Raw genomic sequence first — 19,570 nt, forward strand, 5'->3', positions numbered from 1 at the left:
CCCTTTTTTTTTTTGGCGGAAAAAAACCACTTATTGGGGGGGGGTTTGTGGGGTGGGCCCCTTGACACGAGGGGGGGGGGGCCGCGCCCCTTGGGGGCCGCGCCACCGCCACGTGACTCAGTGCTTCGCTCTTCAGTGCTTGAAGACGTCCTTGGTCTTCTCCTTGGCCTGGCGGGCATCGCCCTTCGACTGCTCCGCCTTGCCCTCGGCCGTCAGACGCTCGTTGCCCACCGCACGGCCGATCGTCTCCTTGGCCTTGCCCTTGGCCTGCTCGGCCTTGGCCTTGCCCTTCTGCTCTCCAGCCACGGTTCGCTCACTCCAAGTCGTGTCCGACTGCGGGGTCACCTCACGAGTGACCGTGAAGGGGCAGCTCAAACCTGCCACGTAGGCGTTCGGTCCATGAGAGCCTTTGCCCTGATCATGATCGGCGAGACGAACCCGGAGGACGGGGCGTGACCATCAACCGGCCGGGGCTGCCCGGGGACCTGCCGCCGGCCGAGGTGCTGTGGGCGCGCTGGGCGCTCATCGCCGTGCTGGAGGCCACCACGAAAGCCGAGCAGGCGCGCCACCGGACCGGGACCTGGGTGGACGCCGACGGGCTCCACCTGGACGACTCCGGCTGCACCTGGTGGGGCTTCACAGCACACGGCGAGGAGCGGTACGTGCTCTTCGGCGAGGACGAGTCGAGCGGCGTCAAGTGGCACGAGCCGCCGGTCGACATGCTCGCCGGCGCCCCCGCCTGGCTTCCCCACGACCGGTTGAAGGACCTCGTCAGCGGCTGCGAGCTGGGCTGTGTCTACTGGTACGAGAACGGGGCGTGGGCCCGCGCCCCGTACCCCGGCACCCTCGCCGACGACGGGCTCGACTGTGGCATGAGCCGCTTCGCCGACCGTGCCGACGTGCTGCGCACGATCGCCGACGAGGACCACGGCGCCACGTCGGCCGGCCACGCGGAGGACCTCCTGACCCACGCCGAGAACCACCGGCTGACGCCGGAGCTGCTGATGTCCCTCACCGCCGACCCCGGCTGGCGCCAGCGGGACCGGCCGGCCATGACCCGGGCGCTGGAGCGCGCGGGCCTGAACAGGTCGTGACCCCCGGGGTCAGTGACAGCACCCGTCGGACGTCCGGGGGCCGGGCGTGGTGTCCAGGCGGCAGAAGCACGACGCCTCGATCGGCACGTCGGCCAGCGCGGTCGCGAGCTTGAGCTGGTGGGCCACGAGGGCCGCCTCGCCGGTCTTGCCCGTCCGCAGCAGGCACTCGTGGAAGCCGTGCAGGGCCCAGACGTTCCCCGGGTGCTGGAGCGGGCGGGGCAGGGTGTCGTCCAGGCCGAGGTCGGCGCGGTAGACCGCTTCGGCCTCCGCCACGCGTCCCTGCTCCAGCAGCAGTGCGCCGTAGGCGTGACGGGTGGGCTGCATCCAGCCCCAGGGCTCGTCGTAGGGGAGGTTGTCGTCGAGCTCGATGGAGCGCTCCAGGGCGGCGAAGGCGAGGTCGTACCTGCCCTTGCGGTACTCGAGCTCGCCGTCCAGCATGGCGGCCGCGATGGCGAGGATGTCCTGGCAGGTGTTGTTGAAAAGCATCCGCGCATCGGGCACCCGGCCCACCGCCTCACGGAAGAGCTCGCGCTCGGCCTCCGCCCGGTCGACCTCACCGGTGGCGGAGAGGGCGACACCCCGCGCGTAGTGCCGCATGGCCGTGGTCGTCGCGTAGAGCTCCGGATCGGCGGGGGCGGGCAGTGCGAGGATCTCGGCCCAGCGGCCGAAGCGGATCAGGACGTGCACGCGCATGGCCAGGAAGGCCTCGAGCCAGTCGGCCATAGGGGGGCTCTGGACGCGCAGGAGGTCCTCGGGGATGGCGGCTTCCAGCCGCGCGGCGGCGTCGAGGGCGACCTGCGCCTGGCCGAGGAACATGGCTCCGTAGATCTTGAAGTGGTGGTTGTGCGCCCGGTAGAGGGTGTAGAAGTTCATCGCGCCGGCCCGCCGGTGGTACTTCTCGTCGGCGGCGATGGCGTCGCTGTTGGCGGCGACGACCCGGCGGTAGTCGCCGCACAGGACGTCCAGGTGTGAGGGCATGTGGAGCAGGTGCCCGGCGTCGGGTACGAGGCCGCGCAGGCGGTCGGCGACGGTCAGGGCCTGCTCCGGCGTCGGGGACATCTCCATCAGGTGGATGTACAGGTGCAGGATCCCGGGGTGGCGCACGCCCGCCTCGGTGGCGAGAGCGGCTTCCAGCACGGCCCTGGCCTCGGTGGTCCGCGCGCCCTCGGCCGGCTGCCCGGTCCGCAGATCCCACAGCTGCCACGGGGTGAGGTTCATCGCGGCGTCGGCGTGCAGGGTGGCGACGTCCGGATCGTCGGGGGCCAGGTCGTAGACCGCGCGCATGGCGTCCGCATAGGGCTCGTTCCACACCGAGCAGTCCTCGACGGCGTCCGGCTGCGGATAGCGGGCCCGCAGCGCGCCGATCAGGGCCTGTTCCACCGGGGTGGCGCGGGCGGCCTTGTCATGGGCCCGTTCCACGGCGCTGTGCGTGCGCTCGACGGTCCGCGCCAGTTCCTCGCCGTCGAAGAATTCCCAGGGCTTGTTGTAGTTCGGGCCGAGCGCATAGGCGATGCCCCAATAGGCCATCGCGCATTCCGGATCCGCCTCGGCCGCTTTTTCGAAACAGGCGACGGCTTCCTCGTGGTGGAAGGCGTAGGTCCACACCAGGCCACGATCGAACCAGAGTTGGGCATCGGTGGAGGAGGTGGTGACGGGACGGCTGTGCGTGCCGAGATCGTAATAGTCGCCCATGGTGTTCTCCTGGGAAAGCGGCCGGACCGCGAGAATAGCGGTTGTGGACAAGCCCTCGTCTTCCGGTCAATTCTCGCATTTCCATACGAGCGGTGCGGAGGACGGCCGACGCCGCCGTACGGCAGGACAGGGGCGGGCGCGTCCTGAGGGGAGCGCCGTGGTCGATACAGGCCGCGGGGTGCGAGGAACCGGGACATGATGCCTGGCATGACTGACTTCCCGATTTTCCCGCCCGGCTTCGTGTTCGGGGCCGCGACCGCCGCCTACCAGATCGAGGGAGCGGTGCACGAGGACGGGCGCGGGCCGTCCATCTGGGACACCTACAGCCACACCCCGGGGCTGGTGGCGAACGGGGACACCGGTGATGTCGCGTGCGACCACTACCACCGGTACCCGCAGGACGTGGCGCTGCTGCGCGAACTGGGCGTGGGCTCCTACCGGTTCTCGATCGCCTGGCCCCGGATCGTGCCGGACGGGTCCGGCCCGGTGAACGCCAAGGGGCTGGACTTCTACTCGCGGCTGGTCGACGAGCTCCTGGAGGCGGGGATCGAGCCGGCCGCCACCCTCTACCACTGGGATCTTCCGCAGGCGCTGGAGGACGGCGGCGGCTGGCGGGTGCGGGAGACCGCCGAGCGGTTCGGTGAGTACGCGGCCGTCGTCGCGGAGCACCTGGGCGACCGCGTGCCGCGCTGGATCACCCTCAACGAGCCGTGGTGCAGCGCCTTCCTCGGCTACTCCGTGGGCCGGCACGCCCCCGGCGCCCGCGAGGGGCGGGGCGCACTGGCCACCGCCCACCACCTCCTGGTGGGGCACGGCCTGGCCGTCCGGGCGCTGCGGGCCGCCGGGGTGCGCGAGGTGGGCATCACCCTCAACCTCGACCACCACCTCCCAGCGACCGGCTCCCCCGCCGACCGGGACGCCGTCACCCGTGCCGACACCCTGCACAACCTGGTGTGGACCGAGCCGATCCTCGCGGGCCGCTACCCGGTGACCGAGGAGGAGACCTGGGGCGAGCTGATCAAGGGTCAGAACTTCCGGCGCGACGGCGACCTGGAACTGGTCTCCCAGCCGCTGGACTTCCTGGGCATCAACTACTACCGGCCGATCGTCGTGGCCGACGCCCCGTACCGCGAGAGCGACCCGGCGCGGCGCGTGGCGACCGACAACCGGTACGAGGAGGTGCCCATGCCGGGTGTGCGGCGCACGGCCATGGGCTGGGCCGTGGCACCCCACACCTTCACCGACCTGCTCGTGGGCCTCAGGCAGCGGTACGGCGCTGCCCTGCCTCCCGTCCACATCACCGAGAACGGCTCCGCGGAGGACGACGAGGTGAGTCCGGACGGGGCGGTGCACGACGGTGACCGGGTCGTCTACCTGCGCGACCACCTCACCGCGCTGCGGGCCGCCATGGACGCCGGAGTGGAGGTGCGCGGCTACTACGTGTGGTCCCTCCTGGACAACTTCGAGTGGGCCTTCGGTTACGACAAGCGCTTCGGGATCGTCCGCGTCGACTACGCCACGCAGCAACGGACGCCGAAGGACAGCTACCACTGGTACCGGGCCGTGATCGCCGCGCAGCGGCGGTGACGGCCCGGCTCAGACGCCGCTCAGGAGCTGGGGCGCCAGGTCCTTGATCACGGTGTGCGGAGCCGCTCGCCCGTGACACAAAGTACGCGAACGGTTACATGCGTCACATAGGGCGGCACGGTGGCGATCATCTTGTCGTTCGATCGTGCGCACCTTCGCCAGTGGGCTGGCACCGCCCAACTCCCGCTCCCTAGGATGTACTTCCTGTCCAGCCAGTCCGTTGGCGCGGCACCTTGCAGGGGGAACGATGCACTCCGAGAAGCAGCTGTCCACCGAGATCGACGCGAACGTGCCGACGGCAGCGCGCATGTACGACCACTATCTGGGCGGCAAGGACAACTACGCGGCCGACCGCGCCGCGTGCGAGGAACTCGACAAGGTCGTTCCCAGCACACGCCGCCTGGCCCTGAACAACCGGCGCTTCCTCCAGCGGGTCGTGAAGACCCTCTCCGAGGAGTACGGCATCCGTCAGTACCTGGACCACGGGTCCGGCCTGCCGACGCAGGACAACGTCCACCAGGTCGCCCAGCGCATCGACCCCACGACCCACGTCGTCTACGTCGACAACGACCCGATGGTGCTGGTCCACGGTCGCGCGCTGCTGGAGCAGGACGAGCGGACGAGCGTCATCCACGCGGACCTGCGCCAGACCGACGAGATCTTCGGCCACGCCGACACCAAGCGGCTGATCGACTTCTCCCAGCCCGTGTGCGTGCTGTTCAACTCGGTGTTCCACTGCATCCCGGACAGTGACACCGACGGGCCGCTCGCGGTGGCCCGCCGGGTACGGGAACGACTCGCGCCGGGCAGCTTCATGGTGATGTGCCAGCTGGTCAGCGAGGACCCGGAGGTCCGCACCTTCGTCACGGACTTCATGGACCAGGCCACTCAGGGCAACTGGGGCCGCGTGCGTGAACCGAAGGACGTGGAGAGGTACTTCGAAGGCCTGGAGATCCTGGAGCCGGGGCTCGTGGAGGTATCGACCTGGCGTCCGGACACCGAGGTGGCACCGCGTCAGCTCACCCACGAGTGGATCGAGTTCGGCGGTGTGGGACGGATCCCCTTGGAGAAGTGAACTCCCTCGGAAGTGATCCGCCGGGAGAAGCGGGAGTGACCGAGTCGGTGCCTCGTGCCGGACGCACGCCGTCCGGCACGAGGCATCCGTGCGTCAGGCCCCGTGGTCAGGGGTAGCGCTGGTCCATCGTCCGGCGCAGCAACTCCAGCGAGTCTCGGGGCTTGAGCGCCTCGTCCGCGAGCCGGTCCAGCGCGATCCGGTACTCCTCGGTCTCGTCGCGGTCCTCGAGGAAGTTCGCGCTCTTGATGTGCTCCAGGTAGACCACGTCGGGAAGATCGAGGCCGCCGAAGCGCAGATACGTCACCGGGATGGCGGGCGCCGAGGCGTTGGTGACGCTCAGCGGCACGATCTGGACGGTCACATTGGGGCGTTCGGCCACCTCGATGAGGTGGGCGAGCTGTTCCCGCATCACGTCGGTGCTGCCCAGGACGCGCAGCAGCACGGATTCGTCGATGATCGCCCACAACTGCGGGGCGTCGGCCCGCGTCACCAACCGGGCGCGGCGCCTGCGCAGTTCGACGCGGCGCTCCACCTCGGCGGCCGGCGCGTTCGGCAGGCCGCGCTCCACCACGGCCCTGGTGTAGGCCGGTGTCTGCAACAGGCCGGGCACGTACTGGATCTCGAAGGTACGGATGGTGGCGGCGGCCTCCTGGAGGCCGACCAGCCGGTCGAACCACTCGGGCATCAGCCGCTTGTCGTACCGCTGCCACCAGCCCGGCTCTCCGGCGCGCTGCAGCAGCTTGAGCAGCACCGAGCCTTCGTACTCGTCGGTGCCGTACAGCTCCAGCAGCGCCCGGACGTCGCTCTCGGTCGGCGGGCGCCGGCCCTTGCCCGACTCGATGCGGGACAACTTCGCGGCACTGAACCCGACAGCGCGTGCCGCCTGGTCCTGGGCGAGGCCGGCGTCCTCGCGGAAGCCGGCGAGCTGTACACCGACCAGCATCTTCAGCAGAGTCGGCGCCGGCTCGGGCCTGTCCAGGTAGGGTTCCAGACGGGAGATGCGATGCGACGCGGCGGACATCCTGACTCCCAGCAGACCGGCACAAGGGCGGCTTACACTATCGCACTTCACCGGGTCTTCACGCATCCGCCCGCAGCGCCCCCACAGAAGTGGGGAGTTGGGCTCCGCTTGTGGCCGGTGGGCTTCACATCGCCGACGCGAGCCACCGTCCCTCAGAGCAGGTGGTCGAACTCGCCGTCCTTCGCACCGGCCAGGAATGCCGCCACCTCGGCCGACGTGTAGACGAGGGCGGGTCCGTCGGGGTCGCGGGAGTTGCGCATGGCGATTCCGCCGTCCACGAGAGGGGCGACTTCGACGCAGTTGCCCTCGGCGTTGCTGTGCCGGCTCTTGATCCAGCAGGCGCTCAACGAGCTTGCCCGCACTCCGTTCTGCACTGGTGGCACCGCAGTCTCCTTGCTGTTCTCGTTCCCCGCCGCGCACGGTGTGCCCGGCCGATCGGCCGAGCGCGGCCGCGTCCCTTCGACCGCACTCGTCCCGGCTTGCGTACCCACAACGGCTTGATTTTCACGCAATTTCTCGTGCAATTGCACGCGAGCGCCTTCAGCGTGGATAATAGCTGCGGCGTCAACCCCCGGGTTGGCGCACCGTCCTGACGTCGCATCGGGGAGATGCCGTGTCATCACCTGCGCAGCACGTGCTCCGGCCGCCGAGCGGGGCTGCGGCACACACGGCCACACCCGGGGCGGCCCAGGCCTTCCCGTCCGGCCCGCCCGCGGCCGGCCCCCACGGGGCCCCGCCCTCGGTGCCGACGACGTTGCCGCAGTTCTCGGGCGCCCTGTCCGCCTCGGTCTCCCTGCGGATCGAGTGCAGCAGGGAGGGGTTCGCGCGAGCCCGGACCTTCACCCGGGAGACCCTGAACGGCTGGTCGCTCGACCACCGGTGCGACGACACGACCCTCGTCGTCACCGAGCTCGCCGCCAACGCCGCGACCCACGCGGCACCGGCGGCCGCGGCGACGCCGGGAGTGCCGCTGATCCGGCTCGGGTTCCTCCTGGACCCGGCCCACCTGCTGATCACCGTCTCCGACCCCGGCGACCGTCCGCCCGTGTACGCGCCGACGGGCCCGGCTCTGGAGGAGCACGGCCGGGGCCTGTGCATCGTCGACGCCTTGTGCGAGGAGTGGGGCTGGGCCCCCAGTCCTCCGTCGGGCAAGACGGTCTGGGCCCGCTTGTCGACCCGTCCGTCCACGCCCTGTCCACCCATCTGACCCACCTGCCGCGGAAAGGCCCCTCGCCATGCGCAGCGCTTCGACGGAACACCCGAGCAGCGAGCGCCCCCAGCGCCCCGACGCCCCGACCCGGAACACGCCGCTCACGGCACTGGACCGCGTGCCGTGGGGCGAGATCCAGGACTCCACCGGCTCGGCGGCGGCCATTCCCCTTCTGCTCAACGGCATCGCCGGGGGTGATGCAGACACCGCCCGCTCCGCCCTCGACGACCTGAGGAAACGGATCTGCCAGTTCGGTTTCGTCGTGGAGCAGGCGACCGCGGCCACGGTTCCCTTCCTGTGGGAGCTGGCGAAGCTGCCGCAGGTGACGTGTCGCGCCCAGATCATCCAGCTGCTCAAGAACATCGCCGAGGCCCGGCAGTGGGAGAGCACCGCCGCCGTCTATCCCAAGCTGCTGAACCACCGGGAGAACCCGGTGGTGTGGGAGCGCGCCGCCCGCCAGGCGGTACGGGCCCGGCGCGGCGAGCTCGGCGGGCTGATGGCGGACGAGGACGGCGACATCGCCCGGGCCACGACGGAGCTGGCCCGCTCGCTCGGCGCCTGAGACCGTCGTAGGTTCTCCCTGAGACCGTCGTGGGTTTTCGGTGGCAGGGAGCCCGTGCGCGCCGGGAGACGTGACGAAACGGTGAGGACCCCCTGCCACCATGGGTGATGCCCCTCGCCTCCGGGGGCCCGGCAGTGTAGACATGGCACATGGTCCGACTCTTGGGTCGATCCGGGACTCGATCGCCCCTGCGGCCCGGCGCTGCGCCGTCCGCGCGGCAGCGGCGGGAGGCGGGCCCGTCGCGGTGGCAGCCGGCGGCGGGGCTGCGGTCGGTGCTGGGCGGACGCAGCGTCGCCGGACAGGTCTTCCTGCTGGTCGTGGTGATCGTGCTGCTGCTCGTCGTGGCGGCCGTGGTCGCGCTGGTGCTCCAGGTGCGCCACGACACGACGCAGGAGGCCCGCAACCGTTCGCTCGCCGTGGCGGAGACCTTCGCCAACGCGCCGGGCACGGTGGAGGCGCTGAGCAGCCCTGATCCCACGGCCGTGCTCCAGCCGCGCGCCGAGGCCGCCCGTGAGCGGTCGAAGGTCGACTTCATCGTCGTGATGAACACCGACGGGATCCGCTACACCCATCCCAAGCCGGACCGGATCGGGAAGCAGTTCGTCGGGACCATCGCGCCGGCGCTGGCCGGGGAGTCGTTCACCGAGGAGATCGAGGGCACCATCGGCCCGCTCGTGCAGGCCGTGGTGCCGGTGAAGGCCCCCGATGGCCGGGTGGTGGGCCTGGTCTCGGCGGGGATCACGACGAAGAACGTCGGCGGTACCGCCGACCGGCAGCTGCCGCTCGTGCTCGCGGCCGCCGCGGCGGCGCTCGCCCTGGCGACGGCGGGTGCCGCGCTGGTGAGCCGGCGGCTGCTGCGCCAGACGCACGGGCTCGGGCCGCACGAGATGACCCGGATGTACGAACATCACGACGCCGTGCTGCACGCCGTACGGGAGGGCGTGCTCATCGTGGACGACGGGGGCACCCTGCTGCTCGCCAACGACGAGGCGCACCGGCTGCTCGGGCTCCCCGCCGACGCCGAGGGGCGGCACGTCCTCAGTCTGGGGCTCGACCCGGGCACCGCCGACCTGCTGGCCTCGGGCCGCGTCGCCACGGACGAGGTGCACCGGGTCGGCGACCGGCTCCTCGCCGTCAACCAGCGGACCACGGACCGTGCGGGCGTCCCACCGGGCAGCGTCGCCACCCTGCGCGACTCCACGGAGCTGAGGGCCCTGTCCGGGCGGGCGGAGACCGCGCGGGAGCGGCTCAACATGCTGTACGACGCCGGGGTGGGCATCGGAACCAGCCTGGACGTGACCCGCACGGCCGAGGAGCTCGCCGAGCTCGCCGTGCCCCGGTTCGCCGACTTCGTCACCGTGGACCTGTTCGACGCGGTGCTGGGCGGCGGGCAGCCGAACGCGGTGGCCGCGCTCAGCCGGACGGCGCTGAGCGGGATCCGCAAGGACGCGCCGCTCTACCCGGTCGGCGAGCGGATCCGGTTCGTCGAGTCCTCTCCGCAGGGCCGCAGCCTCACCACCGGCGGCCCCGTCCTGGAGCCCCGGCTGAGCGAGGCCCCGGGCTGGCAGGCACAGGACCTGGAGCGTTCCGCACAGATCGTCGACTACGGCATCCACTCCCTGATCACGGTGCCGCTTCGGGCCGGCGCCCTGGTGCTCGGCGTGGTCAGCTTCTGGCGCTGCGAGAAGCAGCAGCCCTTCGACGCCGACGAGCTGGCCCTGGCCGAGGAGCTGGTGGCGCGGGCCGCCGTCTCCATCGACAACGCGCGCCGGTACACCCGCGAGCACAGCATGGCGGTGACCCTCCAGCGCAGCCTGCTCCCCCGCAATCTGCCCGAGCAGGAGGCTCTGGAGATCGCCTACCGCTATCTGCCGGCGCAGGCCGGTGTGGGCGGCGACTGGTTCGACGTGCTGCCGCTGTCGGGGGCCAGGGTCGCGCTCGTGGTGGGGGACGTCGTCGGACACGGGCTGCACGCCGCGGCGACGATGGGCCGGCTGCGCACGGCGGTGCACAACTTCTCCGCCCTCGACCTGCCGCCCGAGGAACTGATCGCCCTGCTGGACGAGCTGGTCGGCCGGATCGACCAGGACGAGACGGAGGACGAGGGCAGCGCCCCGGTCACCGGTGCGACCTGCCTGTACGCCGTCTACGACCCGGTCTCCCGGCGCTGCACCGTCGCACGGGCCGGACATCCCCCGCCGGCCCTGATCCATCCGGACGGAACCGTGGAGTTCCCCGAGGTGCCCGCCGGTCCCCCGCTCGGGCTCGGTGGTCTGCCGTTCGAGACGGCGGAGCTGGAGCTGGCGGAGGGCAGCCGGCTCGTCCTCTACACCGACGGGCTGGTCGAGGACCGGGAGCGGGACATCGACGTCGGCCTGGAGATGCTGCGCGAGGCGCTCGGCCGGGCCGGGCAGTCCCCGGAGGACACCTGCCGGGTGGTGCTCGACTCGCAGCTCACGGCCCGCTCCAGCGACGACATCGCGCTGATCGTCGCACGCACCCGGGCGCTCGCCGCCGACCAGGTCGCCGAGTGGCCGGTGCCCGCCGATCCGGCGGCCGTGGGCGAGGTGCGGGCGGCGGTCAGCCGGAAGCTGTCCGAGTGGGGTCTGGACGAGCTGACGTTCAGCACGGAGCTGATCCTGAGCGAGCTGGTCACCAACGCGCTCCGCTACGGCGGCGGCCCCATGCACGTGCGGGTGCTGCGCGACCGCAATCTGATCTGCGAGGTGTTCGACAGCAGCAGCACCTCGCCGCACCTGCGGTACGCGACCATGACGGACGAGGGCGGGCGCGGCCTGTTCCTCGTCGCCCAGCTCGCGGAGCGCTGGGGGACGCGCTATCTGCCCACCGGGAAGGTGATCTGGGCGGAGCAACCCCTGCCATAAGCGAGACCAGGGACTACCCATAAAGTAGCCTTATGAGCTCATAGACCGGACCCTCGTACCGACTTAGGCTTGCCTTAGTTTAGGCTTCCCGTCGAGATCGCTTGTCGCCGCTCGAAGGGAACCTGACCATGCCCCGCCCCCTGCGGGTCGCCATCGTCGGATCCGGCCCCGCCGGGATCTACGCCGCCGACGCCCTGCTCAAGTCCGAGGTGGCCGCCGAACCCGGCGTATCCATCGACATCTTCGAGCGCATGCCGGCTCCGTTCGGACTGATCCGTTACGGCGTCGCCCCCGACCACCCGCGGATCAAGGGCATCATCACCGCCCTGCACCAGGTGCTCGACAAACCGCAGATCCGGCTCTTCGGCAACGTGGACTACGGCACCGACATCGGCCTGGACGACCTGCGGGCGTTCTACGACGGAGTGATCTTCGCCACCGGCGCGATGGCCGACCGGGCGCTGTCGCTGCCGGGCATCGACCTCGACGGCTCGTACGGTGCCGCGGACTTCGTGTCCTGGTACGACGGCCACCCCGACGTGCCGCGCACCTGGCCCCTGGAGGCGGAGAAGGTGGCCGTGCTCGGCGTGGGCAACGTGGCGCTCGACGTCGCCCGCGTCCTGGCCAAGACGGCCGACGAGCTGCTGCCGACGGAGATCCCCGGCAACGTGTACGAGGGCCTGAAGGCCAACCGGGCCAAGGAGATCCACGTCTTCGGCCGCCGCGGCCCGGCGCAGGCGAAGTTCAGCCCGATGGAGCTGCGGGAGCTGGACCACTCCCCGAACATCGAGGTCATCGTCGACCCCGAGGACATCGACTACGACGAGGGCTCGATCGCCACCCGGCGCGGCAACAAGCAGGCCGACATGGTGGCGAAGACCCTGGAGAACTGGGCGATCCGCGACACCGGCGACCGGCCCCACAAGCTCTTCCTGCACTTCTTCGAGTCGCCGGTCGAGATCCTCGGCGAGGACGGCAAGGTCGTCGGACTGCGCACCGAGCGCACGGAGCTGGACGGCACCGGCAACGTCAAGGGCACCGGCACCTTCCACACCTGGGACGTGGGCGCGGTGTACCGCGCGGTGGGCTACCTGTCCGACAAACTCCCCAAGCTGCCCTGGGACATCGACTCCGGCACCGTCCCGGACGAGGGCGGCCGGGTCATGCAGGAGACCGGCGAGCACCTCCAGTCCACGTACGTCACCGGCTGGATCCGGCGCGGCCCCATCGGCCTCATCGGGCACACCAAGGGCGACGCCAACGAGACGGTGTCGAACCTGCTGGCCGACTACGCGGACGGCCGGCTGCACACGCCCGCCACCCCCGAGCCCGAGGCCGTGGACGCGTTCCTCGCCGAGCGCGACATCCGCTTCACCACCTGGGACGGCTGGTACAAGCTGGACGCGGCGGAGAAGGCTCTGGGCGAGCCCGAGGGCCGCGAGCGCGTGAAGATCGTCGAGCGCGAGGACATGCTGCGGGCCAGCGGCGCCTGACGTCGCATACACCCCGCGGGGCGGGTCCGGTGGCAATGTCACCGGACCCGCCCTTCTGCGTACTTGAACGGTGTACGATCCGGATGCTTCACCGAACGATCACATCGCCTTCACCTGAAGGCCATGCAGGGGGGACGAACGTCCATGCGTATACGCCTTGCCGTCACCACCGCTGTCGCCGCCGGGGCCCTCACCGCCCTCTCGGCGGTTCCGGCCCAGGCCGCCGAGTACGACTCCGCGCTGAAGATCCGCGGCATCCAGTACGACGCTCCCGGCAGCGACTCCAACCGCTGCTCGGGCGGGAACACCGCCCAGGAGTACCTGACCATCAAGAACTACTCGCGCTCCACGACGGTGAACCTGAAGGGGTACGTCGTGAAGGACGCCGCGGGGAACAAGTTCACCTTCACCGCCAGCCACTCCCTCCAGCCGGGTGACTACGTGAAGCTGCGCGGCGGCAACGGGTCCGACTCCGACGCCAACAACGTCGTCTACCGCGACAACTGCAACTTCATGTGGAACAACGACAAGGACACGATCTACGTGTACAAGCCGTCCGGCAGCCGTGCCGACGTGCACTCGTACACCAAGAGCGGCTCCGACGCGGACGGCAACGGGTACATCAGCTACCACGGCTGAGCCTTTTGCCGACCCGGCAAAAGGCTTGGCGTGCGGCGCGGCGGGCGCCGGATGATCGGTGGACCGAACGCCCTCCGGATCGCGGGAGGATCCATGCCGCAGACGTCCGCCGCCGACCGTACGCATCGCCTCCTGCCCACACCGGCCGGCCGTGCCCACCTCGTGGAGCAGGGAGCCGGGCCGCTCGTGCTCCTGCTGCACGGGTTCCCCGAGTCCTGGTACGCCTGGCGCCACCAGTTGCCGGCGCTGGCGGCGGCCGGCTACCGCGCGGTCGCCGTGGACGTACGCGGCTACGGACGCTCGTCGCGGCCCGCGGAGGTGGACGCGTACCGGATGCTCGACCTGGTGGAGGACAACGTCGCCGTGGTCGAGGCGCTGGGCGAGCCGTCCGCCGTGCTCGTCGGGCACGACTGGGGAGCGACCATCGCGGCCACCTCCGCGCTGGTCCGGCCGGACGTCTTCCGCGCGGTGGGGCTGCTGAGCGTGCCCTACACCCCGCCCGGCGGGCCGCGGCCGAGCGAGGTCTTCGCGCGGATGGGCGGCGACGAGGAGTTCTACGTCTCCTACTTCCAGGAGCCCGGCCGGGCCGAGGCGGAGATCGAGCCCGACGTGCGCGGCTGGCTCGCGGGTTTCTACGCGGCCCTGTCGGCGGACACGCTGCCCGAGGCCGACCCCCATTTCGTGGCCCGCGGGGGCCGGATGCGCGACCGGTTCCCCACCGGGCGGCTGCCGGGCTGGTTGAGCGAGGCCGACCTCGACGTCTGTGCCGCCGAGTTCGAGCGCACCGGGCTGACCGGCGCCCTGAACCGCTACCGGAACATGGACCGCGACTGGGAGGACCTGGCGGACTTCGCCGGTGCCCCCGTCACCCAGCCGTCGCTGTTCATCGGAGGAACCCTGGACGCGTCCACGACCTGGCTGGCCGACGCGATCGCGGCGTACCCGACGACACTGCCCAACCTGAGGGGCTCACACCTTCTGGAGGACTGCGGTCACTTCGTCCAGCAGGAGCGTCCCGCCGACACCAACCGGCTCCTGCTCGAGTGGCTGGCCGGCCTTCCGGCCTAGCGGGTCGGCAGCCAGCGGTCCAGGAAGGCGCGCAGGCCCGTGAGATCGGTGCCGCGGGCCAGGTAGCCCACATGTCCGTCAGGCCGTACGAGGGCGTGGGCGACGCCGGGCCAGGGGCTGCGCGTGCCCAGACGGTGCACGCTCAGCAGGCCGTGCCGTTCGCCCAGCCGCGGGTCGCAGGACCAGACGTGGGCGGGGCCGGTCAGCAGCAGGTGGTAGCCCGGTCCGGCGATGCGCCGCTGGAGGCCGGACGGGCTGTCGGGCAGCCGGTCTCCCGCGCGCGGGCCCCCGCGCGGCCGGTGCGGTCCGGTGACGGAGGCGGGGCCCCGGCGGTAGTGGATGCCGAGTTCGGAGACCGTGCGGAAGAGGCGCGCCCGGGCACCGGTGGCCCGCAGGAGCAGCGGGGCCAGGTGCGGGGCGAGACGCGTCCGTGCCAGCCTCAGGGCCGGGTGACTGCTCGTCCCGACGGTGAACGCGCGGTCGGTGAGGCGGCGCACACCGTGCCCGACCGGGGCGCGTTCGGCCTCGTACGTCTCCAGCAGGTCCTCCGGTGCCGCGCCGCGGCAGACGTGGGCGAGTTTCCACCCGAGGTTGAGCGCGTCCTGGATGCCGGTGTTCATGCCCTGTCCCCCGGCCGGGCTGTGGATGTGCGCCGCGTCGCCGGCGAGGAAGAACGGGCCTCTGCGGTAGTGGGTGGCGCCGCGGTTGTGGATGCGGAAGCTCGTCATCCAGACCGGGTCGCGCAGGGACGGCCTGTCGGGGGTCCAGTCGTCGGCGATGCGCTGGAGGAGGTCGAGGCTCACCTCGCCGCCGGGGGTGCCCGGCGGGCGCATCGCGATCATGCGCCAGGTGGCCGGGGTGCCGAGCGGGAAGAAGAACAGCAGCCCGGCCGCGGTCAGGTAGGTGTGCGCGACGCCCGGTTCGAGGCCGTCGGCCTCCAGGTCCGCCAGCAGGAACGTCTGCGGATAGGCGTACCCCTCGAAGCCGATGCCGGCCTGGGCGCGCACGGTGCTGTGTGCGCCGTCGCAGCCGATGACATAGCGGGCCCGTACGGTCTCCTCGCTCCCGTCCCCGCGCCGCAGACGGCAGGTGACGTGATCGCCCTCCGGTGCGGCGCTCAGCAGCTCCGTGCCCCGTTCCACCGTCACGTCCCGCGCGGCCAGACGGTCCGCCAGGACGGCCTCCGTCTCCGTCTCCGTCTGCGGCAGGAACAGCAGGTAGGGGTACGGCGTGTCGTCACAGCCGACGTCGAACACCGGGACGTGCAGCACTTGCCGGGGCAGGTGCAGGTGCAGCCGGACCGCCGCGCTGCCCCGGTCGACGAGGTCCTCCGTCACACCGAACGCCGACAGCATCTCCAGAGTCCGGGGCTGGATCGCCGGGGCGCGTGACTCCCGGGCGCGGTTCGTGGAACGGTTCACGATCCGGAACGGGGTGTCACAGGCGCGCAGTTGGGTCGCGAGGGCGAGTCCGGTGGGGCCCGCGCCCACCACGAGCACGTCCAGGAGTGCCGTCATGGCATCCACCGTAGACGCGGTCGGCCGCGCGGCTGCCGTCACCGCGCGGCATGGAGGGGCCCTCCGCTACGGGTGTGTGGCGGAGGGCTCCCGTCCGGTGGTGCCGGTTCAGACCTCCAGGTCGGCTTCGATGCGGCGCAGTTGGTGGCGGGCCATCGCGAGGTTGGCCCGGCTCCCGTCGAGGACGAGGTAGAGGAAGAGTCCGCTGCCTCCGCGTCCCTTCAGGAGGCGGATGAGGTGGTACTGGGTGTTCAGGGTGATGAGGATGTCCTCGATCTCCTCCTTCAGGCCCAGGTGCTCCATGGTGCGCAGCTTGGACCGCACGACGTCGGTGTTGCCGGCGGCGGCGACCTCCAGGTTGAAGTCCTTGCCGCCGCCGAGGGTGCCGAGGGCCATGCCGCTGGTGTAGTCGACGAGTGCGGCGGCCGTCGCTCCGTCGATGGAGCTCAGGCATTCCTTCAGCGCGGTCTCTGTGTTGGCCATGCGCTCGGTTCCTTTCGTTCGGTCTTGTACTTCGGTGGCTCAAGCGGTTCGGATGGTTCAGATGCCGGTCTGCGGACGCGGCTGGTGCGTGGGGCGCTGCGGGGTGCGGACCGGAAGGGTGCCGATGGGTCGGTCGGTGGCCGGGGGCACGGTGGCGAGGTGCTCCGCGGGCGCCGTCCGGTCGGCGTGCCGGCCGGTGCCGGGGCCCACGCGCGTGGTCACCAGGTCGGCGATCCGAGTACCGCTGCGCCGGCCTTCGAGGTGGAGGCGGCCGACGTTGACACGGTCTTCGGCGAGGAGGGTGAGGACGGCGGTCGTGCCGGCGGCGTAGGTCGCGACGTACCCCTGGGAGCCCCGCACCAGCAGTTCGCGGAAGTCACCGCGGGCGGCGGCGTCGGTCATGCGGTAGGCGACACCGAGGGCGGCCGCGGTGAGCGCCGCCAGTCCCTCCGGTTCGGTGTCCGGCACGTCGTGGGCGAGGACGAGTCCGTCGACGGTGGCCGCGAGGGAGCCCGTGAGCCGGGGTATGCGGGTGCGGAGCCGACGCAGTTCGTTCAGGACGTCGGTCTCGACGGCCATGAGCAGTCTCCTTTCGGCACGCTGTCTTCGCGCGCGGATCACAGTGCCTCCAAGGCGTGCAGGAGCCGTCGCAGCAGTGCGGTGTCGGGCTCGTCCGGTGCCGTCGGACGAAGGGCGGGGCCCGGTTCCGCGGACGCGGTGGCCGGGGCGGACGCCGGGGCCGAGGCGGAGGCGGGGACGAGGGGGGTTACGGGGGTCACCAGTCCGGCGGCGGCGAGACGCCGGAGTTCGACGAGGGTGTGGAAGGTGCGGCAGGCAAGGGCCGTGGCGATCTGGGCCGCGGTGCGGACACCGTTCACCTGGGCGAGCGTGCGGCTGCGGCGGGCCGGCAGGTCGGCCGCGTCCGGTCCGGGCACCCGGGCGAGGGGCGCGCGGTCGACGGCGGGCTCGGGCCATATGCGGTGCAGCAGTTCGCGGCGGCGTGTGGACTCGCGCAGGACGGTGTCCACCGGTACGGAACGGACCGCGCCGAGCCAGTGGGCGGCTCCGGGGCGGAACCGCAGGGCCGGTCCGTCGTGGGAGAGGACGAAGTACGCCGCGTCGAACAGGGCGCCCAGGTGGCACAGTTCCAGCGCGCCGGCGGCGAGGTGGCCGCTGTCCACGAGCTGCCGTCCGACCCGGCAGCGGCGGCCGGCCCGGTCGATCGCCTCCCACCAGCCGTCCGGGGCGAGCGCACCACTGTGGGTGAGCAGGTCGCCGAGGTCGGGTGTTACGGCGGATTCGACGTGGACGATGTGTCCCGCCGCGAGGTAGACGATCCCCGACTCCGTGGACAGGGCGCCGGTCGCGCCCTGAGCGGCGAGGGTGCCGAGCCGGGCCGAGGCCGGTTCGTCCGAGCGCGGGGTCCGTATCGAGGTGGTCATCCCAGCACCAGCCGGTCCGCCATCTCGGCCAGCCTGATGCGGGCCAGGGCCAGGTTCCCTTCGCCGCGGTCGAGCCACAAGTGCACGAACACCGTGCTGTCGAAGGTCGTGGTGACGAACCTGAGCAGGTGGTACGAGTCGGCGTTGGTGATGATCAGGTCCTCTACGGGGGGTTCCTTGCCGGACTCTCCGCCCGGTTCGCCGTCGGCCGCTCCGCCGCCACCGGTGAGGGCGAGGGCGCCGCTCTCGGTGGCGAGGCGGGCGAGCTCAGCGGTCTCCGCAGCCGTCGCCTCCGCGTCGCCCCCGGGTGCGTCACCCACCGCCCCCAGGGCCAGACCACTGATCCAGTCGACCACCGACGCCCCTCGTGCACCTGGCAGCCGCATGGCCTCCAGCAGACTCTCGTCGATTCCGGGCACGCCGAATCCCCTCCCCCTGCACGGCCGTTCCCGCGAACGTGAGCACGACACTACGGAATGTGCTCGGCGCAGGTGAACGCTTTGGCATTTTCCAAATGAATGTGCAGTCAAGCGGGCGGAGGTGAGCGCGGTCGTAAGCAAGCGAGCAGGATGCGACGCGAAAACCACACCAACTGCCACCCGCCAGCGCCTTCTCACCAGCGGCACGGGCGTCATCTCGCACCACCGGCATCACCACGTCCCAGGCCGACATGGCCGGTTCCGAATCCTCCGGCAGGCAGGGCCCTCCCGGCCCGAACCGGGCCCGGACACCTTGGTCAAGCTGCCACGCGTCGCCAAGCGCCAGCCTGCGTCGTCACCTCGGGCCTCCCGGACAGGGCGCTCTACGTCGAGATCGGCCCGTGGAATCCCAAGTGGTAGCCCTCGGGGGCCTGTTGTCTACTCCACGGCCTTAGCTTCTCGGGGTTGCGGACCGCCCAGATGCGGGTGACGCGGCCGTCGGCGACCTCGAACGAGGCCACGGTCATGACGACGCCGGTGCGCCGGGCCACCAGGCCCGGCGCACCGTTGACCGAACGTTCCACGAGTTCGAGCCCCGGCGCCTTGTCGGCGATGGCGACCATGTACTGGGCAATGCGCGTCCCGCCCTCGACCGGTCGCAGGACGGCACCGACCAGGCCTCCCCCGTCGGCGGTCATCACGGCGGCCGGGTCGAGGAGACCGACGAGGGCCGCGATGTCCTTGTTCTCCCACGCCTCTTTGACGTGCCGCACCACATCGAGGTGCCGCACCACATCGGCCCGGCCGGCCCCCGCCGCCCCGGAGCGCGACGCGTTCACCCGCCGCCGGGCCGAGGCCGCAAGTTGCTTGCAGGCCCCGGGAGTTCGTCCGAGGACACCGGCGATATCGGCGAACGGGTACCGGAAGACGTCGTGCAGGACGAACGCCACCCGCTCGGCGGGCGTCATCGCGTCCAGCACGACGAGGAAGGCCACGGCCACCGACTCGTCCTGGACGATCTGGTCGGCGGGATCGGCGGGGCCGGTGAAGGTGGCGCCGCCCGCGGTGCCTTCTTCGGCGCGGTCGGGCAGCGGCTCGGGCAGCCAGGCACCGACATAGCGTTCACGGCGTGCCCGGGCCGAGCCGAGCAGGTCGATGCAGACGCGGCTGGTCACCGTCGTCAGCCAGGCGCCCGGGGAGACGATCTCCTCCCGCCGGCTCCTCGGCAGCGCGTACCAGCGGGTGTAGGCCTCCTGCACGGCGTCCTCGGCCTCGGTCACCGAACCGAGCAACCGGTACGCCACATTGATCAGTTGCCGTCGCTCACCCGCTATCCGGTCGGTCCCCTCCCCGGCGGTTCCCATGCGTCCGGCCCCCTCGCCT

Annotated in this window: 19 protein-coding genes; 9 read left to right on the plus strand and 10 right to left on the minus strand. The window is 71.3% G+C overall.

Going from position 1 to position 19,570, the window contains the following annotated elements; genetic code table 11:
* Positions 1 to 132: 132 nt before the first annotated feature.
* Positions 133 to 306, minus strand: coding sequence for a CsbD family protein (locus tag AC0665_RS32525; RefSeq protein WP_104782404.1), 174 nt, complete (start codon positions 304 to 306; stop codon positions 133 to 135).
* Positions 307 to 452: 146 nt separating this feature from the next.
* Between AC0665_RS32525 and AC0665_RS32530 the strand changes: the two genes are divergently transcribed.
* Positions 453 to 1,094, plus strand: coding sequence for a hypothetical protein (locus tag AC0665_RS32530; RefSeq protein WP_478706407.1), 642 nt, complete (start codon positions 453 to 455; stop codon positions 1,092 to 1,094).
* A gap of 9 nt (positions 1,095 to 1,103) precedes the next feature.
* Here the strand turns inward: AC0665_RS32530 and AC0665_RS32535 are convergent, their stop codons facing one another.
* The gene (locus AC0665_RS32535) at positions 1,104 to 2,786 is read right to left on the minus strand and encodes a tetratricopeptide repeat protein (protein WP_478706408.1); all 1,683 of its coding nucleotides are present in this window, start codon (positions 2,784 to 2,786) and stop codon (positions 1,104 to 1,106) included.
* 207 nt (positions 2,787 to 2,993) lie between these two features.
* Between AC0665_RS32535 and AC0665_RS32540 the strand changes: the two genes are divergently transcribed.
* Complete coding sequence (locus AC0665_RS32540; protein ID WP_478706409.1) at positions 2,994 to 4,373, plus strand: GH1 family beta-glucosidase; 1,380 nt, start codon at positions 2,994 to 2,996, stop codon at positions 4,371 to 4,373.
* A 247-nt stretch (positions 4,374 to 4,620) separates the two neighbouring features.
* On the plus strand, positions 4,621 to 5,448 hold the full coding sequence (locus tag AC0665_RS32545; RefSeq protein WP_478608433.1) for an SAM-dependent methyltransferase: 828 nt from the start codon (positions 4,621 to 4,623) through the stop codon (positions 5,446 to 5,448).
* 106 nt (positions 5,449 to 5,554) lie between these two features.
* Here the strand turns inward: AC0665_RS32545 and AC0665_RS32550 are convergent, their stop codons facing one another.
* On the minus strand, positions 5,555 to 6,469 hold the full coding sequence (locus tag AC0665_RS32550) for a helix-turn-helix domain-containing protein (protein ID WP_478608430.1): 915 nt from the start codon (positions 6,467 to 6,469) through the stop codon (positions 5,555 to 5,557).
* Between the two features lie 152 nt (positions 6,470 to 6,621).
* Positions 6,622 to 6,852, minus strand: coding sequence for a DUF397 domain-containing protein (locus AC0665_RS32555; protein WP_363119718.1), 231 nt, complete (start codon positions 6,850 to 6,852; stop codon positions 6,622 to 6,624).
* Positions 6,853 to 7,082: 230 nt separating this feature from the next.
* Here AC0665_RS32555 and AC0665_RS32560 point away from each other — a divergent pair, with 230 nt between their 5' ends.
* The 6 genes from AC0665_RS32560 to AC0665_RS32585 all read left to right on the plus strand — a co-directional run bounded on the left by AC0665_RS32560 (position 7,083) and on the right by AC0665_RS32585 (position 14,326).
* The gene (locus AC0665_RS32560; protein ID WP_478608428.1) at positions 7,083 to 7,676 is read left to right on the plus strand and encodes an ATP-binding protein; all 594 of its coding nucleotides are present in this window, start codon (positions 7,083 to 7,085) and stop codon (positions 7,674 to 7,676) included.
* A 28-nt stretch (positions 7,677 to 7,704) separates the two neighbouring features.
* Positions 7,705 to 8,241 carry a hypothetical protein gene (locus AC0665_RS32565; RefSeq protein WP_468412581.1) on the plus strand — a complete coding sequence of 179 codons (537 nt, stop codon included), beginning with the start codon at positions 7,705 to 7,707 and terminating at the stop codon, positions 8,239 to 8,241.
* 149 nt (positions 8,242 to 8,390) lie between these two features.
* Complete coding sequence (locus AC0665_RS32570) at positions 8,391 to 11,126, plus strand: SpoIIE family protein phosphatase (protein ID WP_468412583.1); 2,736 nt, start codon at positions 8,391 to 8,393, stop codon at positions 11,124 to 11,126.
* Positions 11,127 to 11,254: 128 nt separating this feature from the next.
* Positions 11,255 to 12,619, plus strand: a complete 1,365-nt coding sequence (locus AC0665_RS32575; RefSeq protein ID WP_468412585.1) for an FAD-dependent oxidoreductase — start codon at positions 11,255 to 11,257, stop codon at positions 12,617 to 12,619.
* A 144-nt stretch (positions 12,620 to 12,763) separates the two neighbouring features.
* Positions 12,764 to 13,258 carry a lamin tail domain-containing protein gene (locus tag AC0665_RS32580; RefSeq protein WP_478706410.1) on the plus strand — a complete coding sequence of 165 codons (495 nt, stop codon included), beginning with the start codon at positions 12,764 to 12,766 and terminating at the stop codon, positions 13,256 to 13,258.
* Positions 13,259 to 13,351: 93 nt separating this feature from the next.
* The gene (locus AC0665_RS32585; RefSeq protein ID WP_478706411.1) at positions 13,352 to 14,326 is read left to right on the plus strand and encodes an alpha/beta hydrolase; all 975 of its coding nucleotides are present in this window, start codon (positions 13,352 to 13,354) and stop codon (positions 14,324 to 14,326) included.
* Here AC0665_RS32585 and AC0665_RS32590 read toward each other — a convergent pair.
* The 6 genes from AC0665_RS32590 to sigJ all read right to left on the minus strand — a co-directional run bounded on the left by AC0665_RS32590 (position 14,323) and on the right by sigJ (position 19,551).
* A complete protein-coding gene (locus AC0665_RS32590) occupies positions 14,323 to 15,843 on the minus strand; it encodes an FAD-dependent monooxygenase (protein ID WP_478706412.1) in 1,521 nt (506 codons plus the stop codon). The two genes, AC0665_RS32585 and AC0665_RS32590, sit on opposite strands and share 4 nt — an antisense overlap.
* A gap of 108 nt (positions 15,844 to 15,951) precedes the next feature.
* The gene (locus tag AC0665_RS32595; protein ID WP_142156397.1) at positions 15,952 to 16,326 is read right to left on the minus strand and encodes a roadblock/LC7 domain-containing protein; all 375 of its coding nucleotides are present in this window, start codon (positions 16,324 to 16,326) and stop codon (positions 15,952 to 15,954) included.
* Between the two features lie 57 nt (positions 16,327 to 16,383).
* Positions 16,384 to 16,905: a roadblock/LC7 domain-containing protein gene (locus AC0665_RS32600; protein ID WP_468412593.1), complete on the minus strand. Its 522-nt coding sequence runs from the start codon at positions 16,903 to 16,905 to the stop codon at positions 16,384 to 16,386.
* 38 nt (positions 16,906 to 16,943) lie between these two features.
* On the minus strand, positions 16,944 to 17,768 hold the full coding sequence (locus AC0665_RS32605; protein ID WP_478706413.1) for a hypothetical protein: 825 nt from the start codon (positions 17,766 to 17,768) through the stop codon (positions 16,944 to 16,946).
* Positions 17,765 to 18,187 carry a hypothetical protein gene (locus AC0665_RS32610; protein ID WP_468412597.1) on the minus strand — a complete coding sequence of 141 codons (423 nt, stop codon included), beginning with the start codon at positions 18,185 to 18,187 and terminating at the stop codon, positions 17,765 to 17,767. The genes AC0665_RS32605 and AC0665_RS32610 overlap by 4 nt, the downstream gene beginning before the upstream one ends.
* Positions 18,188 to 18,570: 383 nt before the next feature.
* Positions 18,571 to 19,551, minus strand: coding sequence for an RNA polymerase sigma factor SigJ (gene sigJ, locus AC0665_RS32615; RefSeq protein ID WP_478706414.1), 981 nt, complete (start codon positions 19,549 to 19,551; stop codon positions 18,571 to 18,573).
* Between the last annotated feature and the right edge of the window lie 19 nt (positions 19,552 to 19,570).

It is taken from the genome of Streptomyces sp. NPDC043685 (genome assembly GCF_056436585.1).